At 50.4% G+C, this 13,830-nt stretch carries 12 protein-coding genes; 4 read left to right on the top strand and 8 right to left on the bottom strand.

All coding sequences use genetic code 11. The features are described 5' to 3' along the window. Positions 1-4: 4 nt before the first annotated feature. Genes HBM92_RS03530 through HBM92_RS03520 form a run of 3 tightly spaced genes read right to left on the bottom strand, consistent with a single transcriptional unit; the run spans position 5 to position 2,840 of the window. Entirely contained in the window at positions 5-1,042 is a 1,038-nt protein-coding gene (locus tag HBM92_RS03530; protein ID WP_001704175.1) for a FecCD family ABC transporter permease, read from the bottom strand. Positions 1,043-1,050: 8 nt separating this feature from the next. Then, positions 1,051-2,034 (bottom strand): FecCD family ABC transporter permease, encoded by a 984-nt coding sequence (locus HBM92_RS03525; RefSeq protein WP_000986433.1) that lies wholly within the window; start codon positions 2,032-2,034, stop codon positions 1,051-1,053. Continuing rightward, on the bottom strand, positions 2,031-2,840 hold the full coding sequence (locus HBM92_RS03520; RefSeq protein WP_000940870.1) for an ABC transporter ATP-binding protein: 810 nt from the start codon (positions 2,838-2,840) through the stop codon (positions 2,031-2,033). Before HBM92_RS03520 ends, HBM92_RS03525 begins: the two co-directional genes overlap by 4 nt. Positions 2,841-3,213: 373 nt before the next feature. On the opposite strand from HBM92_RS03520, the gene HBM92_RS03515 reads away from it, so the two are divergent. Next, complete coding sequence (locus tag HBM92_RS03515; protein WP_001240663.1) at positions 3,214-5,355, top strand: TonB-dependent siderophore receptor; 2,142 nt, start codon at positions 3,214-3,216, stop codon at positions 5,353-5,355. A gap of 63 nt (positions 5,356-5,418) precedes the next feature. On the opposite strand, the gene parE is transcribed toward HBM92_RS03515, so the two are convergent. From parE to nudF, 5 genes are read right to left on the bottom strand one after another with little or no spacing between them, the layout of a single operon-like run. Next, on the bottom strand, positions 5,419-7,311 hold the full coding sequence (parE, locus tag HBM92_RS03510) for a DNA topoisomerase IV subunit B (RefSeq protein WP_000195274.1): 1,893 nt from the start codon (positions 7,309-7,311) through the stop codon (positions 5,419-5,421). Positions 7,312-7,339: 28 nt separating this feature from the next. Then, the gene (yqiA, locus tag HBM92_RS03505) at positions 7,340-7,921 is read right to left on the bottom strand and encodes an esterase YqiA (RefSeq protein ID WP_000105733.1); all 582 of its coding nucleotides are present in this window, start codon (positions 7,919-7,921) and stop codon (positions 7,340-7,342) included. Then, positions 7,921-8,748 carry a 3',5'-cyclic-AMP phosphodiesterase gene (gene cpdA, locus HBM92_RS03500; RefSeq protein WP_000444744.1) on the bottom strand — a complete coding sequence of 276 codons (828 nt, stop codon included), beginning with the start codon at positions 8,746-8,748 and terminating at the stop codon, positions 7,921-7,923. Before cpdA ends, yqiA begins: the two co-directional genes overlap by 1 nt. Before the next feature lie 24 nt (positions 8,749-8,772). Beyond that, positions 8,773-9,195, bottom strand: a complete 423-nt coding sequence (locus HBM92_RS03495) for a DUF1249 family protein (protein ID WP_000833393.1) — start codon at positions 9,193-9,195, stop codon at positions 8,773-8,775. Further along, complete coding sequence (gene nudF / locus HBM92_RS03490) at positions 9,196-9,825, bottom strand: ADP-ribose diphosphatase (protein WP_000917117.1); 630 nt, start codon at positions 9,823-9,825, stop codon at positions 9,196-9,198. It abuts the gene before it with no gap. A 204-nt stretch (positions 9,826-10,029) separates the two neighbouring features. Between nudF and tolC the strand changes: the two genes are divergently transcribed. From tolC to HBM92_RS03475, 3 genes are all read left to right on the top strand, one after another. Beyond that, a complete protein-coding gene (gene tolC, locus HBM92_RS03485) occupies positions 10,030-11,511 on the top strand; it encodes an outer membrane channel protein TolC (RefSeq protein WP_000735289.1) in 1,482 nt (493 codons plus the stop codon). A gap of 147 nt (positions 11,512-11,658) precedes the next feature. After that, positions 11,659-12,330, top strand: a complete 672-nt coding sequence (locus tag HBM92_RS03480; RefSeq protein ID WP_000831543.1) for a DUF1190 family protein — start codon at positions 11,659-11,661, stop codon at positions 12,328-12,330. Positions 12,331-12,335: 5 nt separating this feature from the next. Continuing rightward, complete coding sequence (locus HBM92_RS03475; RefSeq protein ID WP_000442860.1) at positions 12,336-13,496, top strand: glutathionylspermidine synthase family protein; 1,161 nt, start codon at positions 12,336-12,338, stop codon at positions 13,494-13,496. The last annotated feature ends 334 nt before the right edge of the window (positions 13,497-13,830 follow it).

The following is a 13,830-nucleotide window of genomic DNA, read 5'->3' as shown; positions in this document are numbered from 1 at the left end:
CCCGTTAAAAACTGTTCCTGCGCTGCCAGAGCAGTAGCAAAAAAAATGGTCCACCAATCAGTGAGATAATGATTCCGGCAGGCAGTTGCAAAGGCAAAAAAGCCAAACGACCAATGCTATCCGCCAGAATAACTAACAACGCCCCCGATACCGCGCTCCCCAGCAGTAATGTCGTCTGCCCGCCACGTAGAATAAAACGTGATATATGGGGTGCTATCAATCCGACAAAACCGATGTTACCAACACACGAAACGCAGACGGCTGTCAGGATTATGGGTGCGGCGACACGTAACAACGCCAGACGAGAACTATTCACCCCTAACCCGGTTGCAACCTGATGACCAAGCAGAGCGATATCCGCAGTCCTGGCGGTGAACAGCAATAAAAGAGCGGCTGGCAACATCCAACAGGCTGAAATACCGACTAACATCCAGTTAGCTGCATGCAGGCTTCCCGATAACCACATCAATGCAGTTTGTACATCTCGAACATCTGCAGTGGTCATAAATACACCGATACCGGCGGCGAAAAACCAGGAAACACCAATACCAATCAGAACAAATCGCGGGCGGGAAATATCGCGCGCACAAAAAATCACGATTAAAGCCACCAACAGGCCACCAGCAAGACCAGCCACTGGACGCCAGAACATTCCCAGCATTGGAAACTGGAAAATCAGCCACAGCACAGCCACGCTACATCCTTCTTTGACGCCGATTAAACCAGGATCGGCAAGGCCATTACGTGCAATGGATTGCATTGCGGCCCCCGCCATACCTAACATGGCCCCGCATAGCAATGCCATGATGACTCTCGGCAAGCGAATATCCTGCACAATATAACGTGCGTCTGTGCTTACGTTTTCTGGAGCAAACAACGCTCGTCCTACTTCCGATGCCGGAACAAAGAAAGAACCCTGCATCAGACCGAATATCAGTATTCCAACCGCAAACAGAAACAACCCACCAAGCAACACCAGATTTTTAGGGCGTACCAGTGTCGAAAACTTACCAACACGTAGTGGTCGTAGCCCGACGTTCATTATCCGACTCATTTGAACATCCTCGTCGCCATAATGACAAAAACGGGCGCACCAACTAACGCCGTCATGACACCGGTCGCTAACTCATGGGGCGTGAAAAGCGTCCGGGCAATAATATCTGCCAGTAATAACAAAAGTGCGCCGACACAAGCTGAAAGAGGGAGCAGAACGCGCAGATCCGCTGATACCAGACGCCGGACAATCTGCGGTACTAGCAGGCCGACAAAACCAATGGGGCCAGCAATCGATACGGCTGCGCCACAGAGCAACGCGATCGCAAGCAGGGTAAATGTTCGCGTGCGGAGTACAGAGACGCCCAGCCCCTGCGCCATGCGATCGCCCAGTGCCAACATGTTAAGGGAGGGTGCAAGGTAAAGGGCTAACACAAATCCCCCCAGAGAAAACCAGGCGGACGTACCCAGCGTCGCCCAATCCTGCCCCGCTAAATCACCTGCTAGCCATGTCCGCATCGCCAGCAGTGTTTGTTCGTCAAGAATCAGGATTGCAGCCGTTATTGAGGACACGAACGCCGATAGCGCCACGCCGCATAAAGTAACTTTCATTGGCGTTACCCCTGAACGCCCTGCGGAGGAAAGCAGCAATATCAACAGGAACAATAACGCGCCCCCCGTAGATGCCAGCAGTGGGCGTCCAACCGGAAAGGCCAGTCCAAGCGCACTGGCGGCAACGACAGCAAGAGCGGCTCCGGCATTTAAGCCTAAAATATGTGGCTCCCCCAATGGGTTACGAATGACAGCCTGCAACAAAGCACCAGCAACACCAAGAGAAGCACCGGTAAGCAATGCTGCCGCTAAACGCGGCAAACGGAGTCTTACAATTACGTTGTGATCGAAGTTTTGCGGATCAAAATGAAGAAATGCCTGCAACACCGTTTGTGGTGCAATAAATCGGGCACCAATCCCTGGATATACCACGCATCCCACCAGCAGTAAGGCGAGGAAAATTACAGTAACCAGCCCTGTGCGCATCATACTTTTTCTACACCACGAAACGGCATGAAGAACGGCTTTCCCGTCAGAGGATTTATTGATGCGTGAACATCAACGTCAAAGACCGCTTTTACCAGTTCAGGCGTGCAATGCTCCCCCTCATTCAACACACGCACCACTTTCCCCTGGCGTAAAAATATCAACGTATCGCCATAATTGACGGCAAAATTCAGATCATGCAACACCACGACGACTGTACGCCCGTGATGACGCGTTAAATCATGTAATAACTCAAGAATTTCAACCTGATAACGTAAATCAAGCCAGGTTGTGGGTTCATCCAGCAGGATATAAGGCGTCTTTTGCGCCAACACCATCGCAATCCAGCAACGCTGGCGCTGCCCACCAGAGAGTTTTTCAACAGGTAAATGTGCAAACTCCTGCGTACCGGTTAATTTCAGGGCATCTTCCACCGCCTGCTCATCGGCGTCGCTCCATTGACGTATGAAATTTTGCCAGGGAAAACGCCCACGCGACACCAGTTCATAAACGGTTAAGCCCTCCGGCAATAATGGCGACTGCGGCAAGATCCCAAGTCTACGGGATAACGCTTTCGTTGGTTGCTCGTGAATCGCTTTGCCATCAAGCAATATCGAACCGCCCATAGGTTGCAAGATACGTGCAATGGTGCTGAGCAACGTCGACTTTCCACAGCCGTTTGCCCCAACCAGAACGGTCATTTTTTCTGTGGGAACGGAGAAAGAAACACCATCAACAATGATCTTCTTGTGATACCCGGCAGAAACATTGTCGAGGATCAGCCCCTGCCCTTTTGCGTTATGTGCCACGTGTACGCCAACTTAATCAAAGACAAACAAAAATAAAACTCATTCTCCTTTGAGAGTTTGACGCCACAAAATGTAGTAGTCAAGCAGTTAAAAGCCACACAAAAACAAGGTAAATAACAGGTAAACTATTTTTATACATAAAAATAAAAACATTAAATATCAATAAATTAAAAGCAATCAAATTGTATAAACTTTTCATAAAAACACATGTAGCAATTTTTTGTTATTTCTCATTTACTACTACATTACTGCGTGATTGAATGATTCTCAATTACATATCCGATGGCGAAATAACAAACGGATAGTGCTTAGTGAGCAATAAGAAACAATTTTCACTCGCGACAATCCGCGAGTTTTTGGGATAACAGACTAAATGGCTATGTTCACACCTTCATTCTCAGGACTCAAAGGTCGGGCGCTCTTTTCACTGCTTTTTGCGGCACCGATGATTCATGCAACAGACTCTGTAACGACCAAAGATGGCGAAACAATCACTGTTACAGCAGATGCAAATACCGCAACTGAGGCAACCGATGGTTATCAACCTCTGAGCACCTCCACGGCGACATTAACCGATATGCCGATGCTGGATATCCCGCAGGTGGTCAATACGGTTAGCGATCAGGTTCTGGAAAACCAGAATGCGACAACGCTGGATGAGGCGCTTTATAACGTCAGTAACGTGGTACAGACCAATACATTAGGCGGGACTCAGGATGCTTTTGTACGCCGTGGGTTTGGCGCAAACCGGGATGGCTCCATCATGACCAACGGTCTGCGAACCGTACTTCCTCGTAGTTTCAACGCCGCAACAGAGCGTGTGGAAGTGCTAAAAGGCCCGGCCTCCACGCTGTATGGCATTCTCGATCCTGGCGGACTGATTAACGTCGTGACCAAGCGCCCGGAAAAAACATTCCATGGTTCGGTTTCAGCCACCTCCTCCAGTTTTGGTGGCGGCACTGGGCAACTTGATATCACAGGTCCCATTGAAGGCACTCAGCTGGCGTATCGCCTTACCGGGGAAGTGCAGGATGAAGATTACTGGCGAAACTTCGGTAAAGAGCGCAGTACATTTATTGCCCCGTCACTCACCTGGTTTGGTGATAATGCAACAGTAACCATGCTCTATTCCCATCGGGACTATAAAACTCCATTCGATCGTGGAACGATTTTCGACCTTACGACGAAACAGCCCGTAAACGTTGATCGAAAAATACGTTTTGACGAACCGTTTAATATTACAGATGGTCAGTCCGATCTGGCGCAACTCAACGCAGAATATCATCTCAATAGCCAGTGGACAGCGCGCTTTGATTACAGCTACAGCCAGGATAAATACAGCGATAATCAGGCGCGTGTTACCGCGTATGATGCAACGACAGGAACACTGACACGGCGTGTTGATGCAACTCAGGGATCTACCCAGCGTATGCATGCTACTCGTGCGGATCTGCAAGGGAATGTTGATATTGCCGGATTCTATAATGAGATTCTGGGTGGGGTGTCATATGAATATTATGATCTTCTGCGTACAGATATGATTCGCTGTAAAAAAGCTAAAGATTTCAATATATACAACCCTGTTTATGGTAATACCAGCAAATGTACAACGGTTTCGGCGTCGGACAGCGATCAGACGATCAAACAGGAGAACTACTCAGCTTATGCACAGGACGCGCTCTATCTGACCGATAACTGGATTGCCGTCGCCGGGATCCGCTATCAGTATTACACGCAATATGCGGGTAAAGGCCGTCCTTTTAATGTCAATACTGACAGCCGCGATGAACAATGGACGCCCAAACTGGGGTTAGTCTACAAACTGACGCCATCGGTATCCTTATTTGCCAATTATTCGCAAACATTTATGCCGCAGTCGTCAATTGCCAGCTACATTGGCGATCTTCCACCAGAATCATCTAATGCTTACGAAGTCGGGGCAAAATTCGAGCTATTCGATGGTATCACCGCAGATATTGCGCTGTTTGATATCCATAAACGTAATGTGTTGTATACCGAAAGTATTGGTGATGAAACCATCGCCAAAACGGCAGGCCGCGTTCGTTCAAGAGGGGTAGAAGTCGACCTTGCGGGAGCATTAACTGAAAACATTAATATCATTGCCAGCTACGGCTATACCGATGCAAAGGTTCTGGAAGATCCTGATTATGCAGGGAAACCATTGCCGAATGTTCCTCGTCATACCGGTTCGCTATTCCTGACCTATGATATTCATAACATGCCAGGCAATAACACACTGACGTTTGGCGGTGGCGGACATGGTGTAAGCCGTCGTTCGGCAACCAATGGGGCTGACTATTATCTGCCTGGCTATTTCGTTGCCGATGCCTTCGCCGCATACAAAATGAAATTGCAGTATCCGGTCACTCTGCAATTAAACGTCAAAAACCTGTTTGATAAAACGTATTACACCTCTTCCATCGCCACAAATAATCTGGGCAACCAGATTGGCGATCCGCGTGAAGTGCAATTCACGGTGAAAATGGAATTTTGATCAAAAAAGCCCGGTATACACTTGTATACCGGGCTATGTTTTATTCTTCTGGCGGGAGGATTATCAGACCTCAATCTCTGCCATGTCGCCTTTTTCTTGCAACCAATTGCGGCGATCTTCCGAGCGTTTCTTCGCCAGCAGCATATCCATCATCGCGTCAGTACGCTGATCGTCTTCATCATCGATAGTCAACTGCACCAGACGGCGAGTGTTCGGATCAAGCGTGGTTTCGCGCAATTGCATCGGGTTCATTTCCCCGAGACCTTTAAAACGCTGGACGTTTGGCTTGCCTTTCTTGCGTTTTAATTGCTCAAGTACGCCCTCTTTCTCTTCTTCCGTCAGCGCGTAATAAACCTCTTTCCCGAGGTCAATACGGTAGAGCGGTGGCAGTGCAACGTAAACGTGACCGTGTTTCACCAATGCGCGGAAGTGTTTTACAAACAAAGCGCAGAGCAGCGTGGCAATGTGCAGACCATCGGAGTCAGCATCCGCCAGGATACAGATCTTGCCGTAACGAAGCTGGCTCAAATCGTCGCTGTCAGGATCGATACCGATAGCTACCGAAATATCGTGCACTTCCTGCGAAGCCAGCACTTCGTCGGAAGAGACTTCCCAGGTATTAAGGATCTTACCTTTCAGTGGCATGATCGCCTGATATTCGCGATCGCGCGCCTGCTTGGCAGATCCGCCTGCGGAGTCACCTTCCACAAGGAATAGTTCGGTACGGTTAAGATCCTGCGCGGTACAGTCAGCCAATTTACCAGGCAACGCCGGGCCGCTGGTTAGCTTTTTACGCACCACTTTTTTAGCCGCACGCATACGACGCTGGGCGCTGGAAATCGCCATCTCTGCCAACAGCTCCGCCGCCTGAACGTTCTGGTTCAGCCACAGGATGAAGGCATCTTTCACCACGCCCGAAACGAATGCCGCACACTGACGCGAAGAGAGACGTTCTTTGGTCTGCCCGGCAAACTGCGGATCCTGCATTTTTACTGACAGCACATAGGCGCAGCGATCCCAGATATCTTCCGCCGACAGCTTTACACCGCGCGGCAGAATGTTGCGGTATTCACAGAACTCACGCATCGCGTCCAGCAGGCCCTGACGCAGGCCATTAACATGGGTACCGCCCTGCATCGTTGGGATCAGGTTGACGTAGCTTTCGGTCAGCAGTTCACCGCCTTCCGGCAGCCACAGTAGCGCCCAGTCCACCGCTTCAGTATCGCCAGCGAAATTACCGATAAACGGTTTTTCTGGCAGCGTCGGTAAACCGTTTACCGCTTCCGCCAGGTAATCATTCAGACCGTCCTGATAGCACCAGCGCTGTTCGGTGTTGTTGATCTCATCTTTAAAAGTGATCTCAACGCCCGGGCACAGTACCGCTTTGGCTTTCAGCACATGCGTCAGGCGTGAAACAGAAAAACGCGGGCTGTCAAAGAAGGTTTCATCCGGCCAGAAGTGCACGCTGGTACCGGTATTGCGTTTACCGCAAGTGCCGACAACCTGTAAATCTTGCACCTTTTCGCCATTTTCAAAGGCGATGTTATAGATCTGACCATCGCGGCGTACGTTAACTTCTACGCGCTTCGACAGGGCGTTAACTACCGAAATCCCCACGCCATGCAGGCCGCCAGAGAACTGGTAATTTTTGTTAGAGAATTTACCGCCCGCGTGCAGACGGCAAAGAATCAGTTCAACCGCCGGTACCCCCTCTTCCGGGTGAATATCTACCGGCATCCCGCGCCCATCGTCAATCACTTCTAACGACTGGTCGGCATGTAAGATTACATCCACGCGTTTTGCGTGGCCCGCCAGTGCTTCATCGACACTGTTATCAATAACTTCTTGCCCCAAATGGTTAGGGCGAGTGGTATCGGTATACATCCCCGGACGGCGGCGAACCGGCTCAAGCCCGGTGAGTACCTCAATGGCATCAGCGTTATAAGTTTGCGTCATGGTTTAAGTTAGCAATTCGAGTTGATCGTCAGAGATGGTGCAGACCAAGAAAATCGACGATCGGGTTGAAATAATCTTCGAAGCCCGTGAATGCGTGGTTGCCGCCTTCTATGACAGTCTGGCGGCAGGAAGCGTAGTACGCCACCGCCTGGCGGTAATCCAGCACTTCATCTCCCGTCTGTTGCAGCAGCCAGATCAAATCCGGCGCTTCCAGCGGGTCAATCTGCATGACTTTGAGATCGTAAATATGGCGTGACTCTAGCACATATTGCTGCCCGGTGTAGGGGTTCTCGTTCTGACCGAGATAGTCCGTCAGCAGTTCAAACGGGCGCACCGCCGGGTTGACCACCACTGCGGGCAGCATAAAACATTGCGACAACCAGGTGGCGTAATATCCCCCCAGTGACGAACCGACAATACCCAGCGAATCGCCGCCATGTTCCAGGACAATGGATTCCAGCAGTTCTGCCGCGTCAGAAGGATACGGCGGCAACTGCGGAATGATCATCTCAACGTCAGGGTGATGTTCCGCCAGCCAGTTTTTTAACAAGCTCGCTTTTGCAGAGCGCGGCGAGCTGTTGAAACCGTGTAAATAAAGAAGCGTAGACATCAGTAGCCTTCTGAAGCGGTATCAGGTTGGAAGCGTGCGTCCGCCAGGCGATGCACCTCGGTGGTCAGCGTGCCATCAGCATGTAACTCGAGAGTACGCCAGCCGGGCGCGATGGTGTCCAGCGTAAAGTTAGAACAGTGCGGCTTAAACTGCACACAGGTCGACGGCGTTGCCAGCAAGCGGCGACCGTTCCAGTCGAGATCCAGCTCCTGATGAATATGACCGCACAGCAAGTATTTGACGTGCGGAAACTTCGCCAGCACGGTATCCAGTTCGCCCGCGTTACGCAGGCTGTGTTGATCAAGCCAACTACAACCCGCAGGTAGCGGATGATGATGCAGCAGCAGCAACGTATGGCGTTCTGGCGCATCGGCCAGTTTACGTTCCAGCCACTCAAGCTGAAACTCGCTCAGCTCACCGTGCGGCACGCCAAACACCTGGCTATCCAGCAACAGGATTTGCCATTGCTCACCAATAAACACGCGCTTCGCCGGGGAGATACCCGCATCCTGTAACGCGCTGTACATCGCGGGCTGGAAATCGTGGTTGCCCGGCAGCCAGACGCAGGGCGCACGAAAACTTGCGATGCCTTCAGCGAAATGCTGATAGGCCGCAGAGGATTGATCCTGCGCTAAATCACCTGTCGCGACAATCAGGTCGAATTCGTGCTGGTGTGGCCGAATCGCCTCCAGCACCGCCTGGTAGCTTTCCCAGGTGTTTACCCCTAACAGGGCTTCGTGCTTTTGTGCAAACAGGTGAGTGTCGGTAATTTGTAAAATCCTGACTCTGGCCTCACCAGCCAGAGGAAGGGTTAACAGGCTTTCCAAATGGTGTCCTTAGGTTTCACGACGCTAATAAACCGGAATCGCCATCGCTCCATGTGCTAAACAGTATCGCAACCAGTCCGCTAAAAACTGATTAATTTGATGCTTTTCGTCGCGTTGATGCAACTTTTTATTAGGATAATCATACCGCGCTTTGAAGCGAAAAATCTGCTGGCTTGAACACACTTCAGCCACCATCGCGTCATGATACAGACGCACCGTCATTGACGGAAGGCTCCAGTAACTGATCGCGGGCGCAGTCTGTTCTATTGTCACCAGGGTAGTGTATCGGGTCGATTCCACAATCGTCAGCCGATATTGTGCGTTTGCCACCTGATAGCTTACAGTTTCGCCGGGTGCGTCATTGCGCGGTAACAAACGGCGCAATTGTGAAAAGTTCATCTCGCACAGGCGCATCATTTCAGGAAAGTCAGGTGTGTAACGCTTCATTTATGCCCACTCATTTTTTAACGCTTGATGATGCAGCTGCAGCCATTGCAAAGCGATGACCGACGCTGCGTTGTCGATTTTCCCCTCTTCTACCCACTGGTATGCCTGTTCCCGGCTTACCACATGAACGCGAATATCTTCGTTTTCATCAGCCAGACCGTGAATACCGCTTGCGGTCGTGGCGTCCACTTCGCCCACCATAATTGACGAACGCTCACTGGTGCCCCCCGGGCTTGCCAGGAAACTTAACACCGGTTTGGTCCGTTTGACTATCAGTCCCGCCTCTTCAATCGCTTCGCGACGGGCAACATCTTCCACACTTTCACCCTCTTCAATCATCCCGGCAACCATCTCCAGTAGCCAGGGGGTTTCGCTGGTGTCGTACGCGGCAATCCGAATCTGCTCAATCAGCACAACTTCATCACGCACTGGGTCAAAGGGTAGCAAGACTGCGGCGTGACCGCGCTCAAAAATTTCCCGCCGTACCTCATGACTCATTTGCCCGTTGAATAGACGATGACGAAATCTATAAAGATCTAATGAAAAAAAGCCGCGATAAAGTGTTTCTCGTGCAATAATTTCTACATCGTTTTTGCCAAATGTAACGGGCAGGTTGTCTGGCTTAAGCATTGTTAATGTCCTGGCACTAATAGTGAATTAAATGTGAATTTCAGCGACGTTTGACTGCCGTTTGAGCAGTCATGTGTTAAATTGAGGCACATTAACGCCCTATGGCACGTAACGCCAACCTTTTGCGGTAGCGGCTTCTGCTAGAATCCGCAATAATTTTACAGTTTGATCGCGCTAAATACTGCTTCACCACAAGGAATGCAAATGAAGAAATTGCTCCCCATTCTTATCGGCCTGAGCCTCTCTGGGTTCAGTTCGTTGAGCCAGGCCGAGAACCTGATGCAAGTTTATCAGCAAGCACGCCTTAGTAACCCGGAATTGCGTAAGTCTGCCGCCGATCGTGATGCTGCCTTTGAAAAAATTAATGAAGCGCGCAGTCCATTACTGCCACAGCTAGGTTTAGGTGCAGATTACACCTATAGCAACGGCTACCGCGACGCGAACGGCATCAACTCTAACGCGACCAGTGCGTCCCTGCAGTTAACTCAATCCATTTTTGATATGTCGAAATGGCGTGCGTTAACGCTGCAGGAAAAAGCAGCTGGGATTCAGGACGTCACGTATCAGACCGATCAACAAACCTTGATCCTCAACACCGCGACCGCTTATTTCAACGTGTTGAATGCGATTGACGTTCTTTCCTATACACAGGCGCAAAAAGAAGCGATCTACCGTCAATTAGATCAAACCACCCAACGTTTTAACGTGGGCCTGGTAGCGATCACCGACGTGCAGAACGCCCGCGCACAGTACGATACCGTGCTGGCGAACGAAGTGACCGCACGTAATAACCTTGATAACGCGGTAGAGCAGCTGCGCCAGATCACCGGTAACTACTATCCGGAACTGGCGGCGCTGAATGTCGAAAACTTTAAAACCGACAAACCACAGCCGGTTAACACGCTGCTGAAAGAAGCCGAAAAACGCAACCTGTCCCTGTTACAGGCACGTTTGAGCCAAGACCTGGCGCGCGAGCAAATTCGCCAGGCGCAGGACGGTCACTTACCGACTCTGGATTTGACGGCCTCTACCGGAATTTCTGACACCTCTTACAGCGGTTCAAAAACCCGTGGTGCCGCTGGTACCCAGTATGACGATAGCAATATGGGCCAGAACAAAGTTGGCCTGAGCTTCTCGCTGCCGATTTATCAGGGCGGAATGGTTAACTCGCAGGTGAAACAGGCCCAGTACAACTTTGTTGGTGCCAGCGAGCAACTGGAAAGCGCGCATCGTAGCGTCGTGCAAACCGTACGTTCCTCCTTCAACAACATTAATGCTTCTATTAGTAGCATTAACGCCTACAAACAAGCCGTAGTTTCCGCTCAAAGCTCATTAGACGCGATGGAAGCGGGTTACTCGGTCGGTACGCGTACCATTGTTGATGTGTTGGATGCGACCACCACGCTGTACAACGCCAAGCAAGAGCTGGCGAATGCGCGTTATAACTACCTGATTAATCAGCTGAATATTAAGTCAGCCCTGGGTACGTTGAACGAGCAGGATCTGCTGGCACTGAACAATGCGCTGAGCAAACCGGTTTCCACTAATCCGGAAAACGTTGCCCCGCAAACGCCGGAACAGAATGCTATTGCTGATGGTTATGCGCCTGATAGCCCGGCACCCGTCGTTCAGCAAACATCCGCACGCACTACCACCAGTAACGGTCATAACCCTTTCCGTAACTGATGACGACGACGGGGCTTCGGCCCCGTCTGAACGTAAGGCAACGTAAAGATACGGGTTATCTGCCGCATTCTTCCCCCTTCTCGCTTCAATTTCGACCAGCCATCCTCTATTCTGATGGGTATTTACCACTGGTCCCGGAAGACAAAAATGAAACGGACAAAATCCATACGCCACGCATCGTTCCGCAAAAACTGGAGCGCACGCCATCTGACACCAGTCGCTCTCGCGGTTGCCACTGTTTTTATGCTGGCTGGCTGTGAAAAGAGTGATGAAACAGTGTCTCTCTATCAAAATGCTGACGACTGTTCAGCTGCAAACCCAGGCAAAAGCGCCGAATGTACCACCGCGTACAACAATGCGCTGAAAGAAGCCGAACGTACTGCGCCGAAATACGCCACCCGTGAAGACTGTGTTGCTGAATTTGGTGAAGGTCAGTGCCAGCAGGCACCAGCCCAGGCTGGCATGGCACCAGAAAACCAGGCGCAGGCCCAGCAATCCAGCGGGAGTTTCTGGATGCCGCTGATGGCCGGTTACATGATGGGGCGTCTGATGGGCGGCGGCGCGGGATTTGCACAGCAGCCGCTGTTCTCCTCGAAAAACCCGGCCAGCCCGGCTTACGGTAAATATACCGACGCGACCGGTAAAAACTATGGCGCAGCCCAGCCAGGCCGAACCATGACCGTACCGAAGACGGCAATGGCACCAAAACCGGCGACCACTACTACTGTTACCCGTGGCGGTTTTGGTGAATCTGTTGCCAAACAAAGCACTATGCAGCGTAGCGCAACCGGCACCTCTTCTCGTTCAATGGGTGGCTGATACCGATGGAAAGAGTCAGTATTACCGAGCGCCCGGACTGGCGCGAAAAAGCCCACGAATACGGTTTCAATTTTCACACCATGTACGGCGAGCCGTACTGGTGTGAAGATGCTTACTACAAGTTGACCCTCGCCCAGGTTGAAAAGCTGGAAGAAGTCACCGCCGAACTGCACCAGATGTGCCTGAAAGTGGTGGAAAAAGTGATCGCCAGCGATGAGCTGATGACCAAATTCCGCATTCCAAAACACACATGGAGTTTTGTGCGCCAGTCATGGCTGACGCACCAGCCATCGCTTTATTCGCGTCTTGATCTGGCATGGGATGGTACTGGCGAACCTAAACTTCTGGAAAATAACGCCGATACGCCAACGTCACTATACGAGGCGGCGTTCTTTCAGTGGATCTGGCTGGAAGATCAGCTTAACGCCGGTAACTTGCCGGAGGGCAGCGACCAGTTTAACAGTTTGCAAGAAAAGCTGATCGATCGCTTCGTTGAGCTGCGTGAACAGTATGGCTTCCAGTTGCTGCATCTCACCTGCTGTCGCGACACGGTGGAAGATCGCGGAACCATTCAGTATTTGCAGGACTGCGCAACGGAAGCTGAAATCGCTACCGAGTTCCTCTACATCGACGATATCGGGTTAGGTGAAAAAGGTCAGTTCACGGATTTACAGGATCAGGTGATTTCCAACCTGTTCAAGCTGTATCCGTGGGAATTTATGTTGCGTGAGATGTTCTCCACCAAGCTGGAGGATGCAGGCGTACGCTGGCTGGAACCGGCGTGGAAGAGCATTATCTCCAACAAAGCGCTTCTACCGCTACTGTGGGAGATGTTCCCGAATCACCCGAACCTGCTGCCCGCTTATTTTGCGGAAGATGATCATCCGCAAATGGAAAAATATGTGGTTAAACCGATCTTCTCCCGTGAAGGCGCAAACGTGTCGATCATTGAGAACGGCAAAACCATTGAAGCAGCGGAAGGTCCGTATGGCGAAGAAGGGATGATTGTTCAGCAATTCCACCCGTTACCGAAATTCGGCGACAGCTATATGCTGATTGGTAGCTGGCTGGTGAACGATCAACCTGCCGGAATTGGCATTCGTGAAGACCGTGCATTGATCACCCAAGATATGTCTCGGTTTTATCCGCATATTTTTGTTGAGTAATACAGCTTAATATTGCCCCGATAAGCGGGGCAATCTCTTATAATCCACCATTCATAACTCCCATCAATATATAAACACATACATATCCAACCTTTATTTAACATTAATACTCAATTTAATGTTAAATCGTCATATGCAAGCGATATTGTAATTAAAGTAAGTGAATACATCACAACATAACTATTTGATATTATTTAAATACTTTACTTTTATCTCACCAGATTTAAATTTAATAATTAAAAAACAATGTTGCAGGGATCACACTACACAGTATTGAACATTGTGATTGATATATTGCCCCCCTACTATCCATTAAACATAAATATTTGTTTCA

The sequence above is a fragment of the Escherichia sp. E.sYA108 genome (genome assembly GCF_011754335.1).
Classification (GTDB): Bacteria; Pseudomonadota; Gammaproteobacteria; order Enterobacterales; family Enterobacteriaceae; genus Escherichia; species Escherichia coli.
The sequence above is the reverse complement of the archived record's forward strand: the minus strand, read 5'-3'. Positions and strand labels throughout refer to the sequence as shown.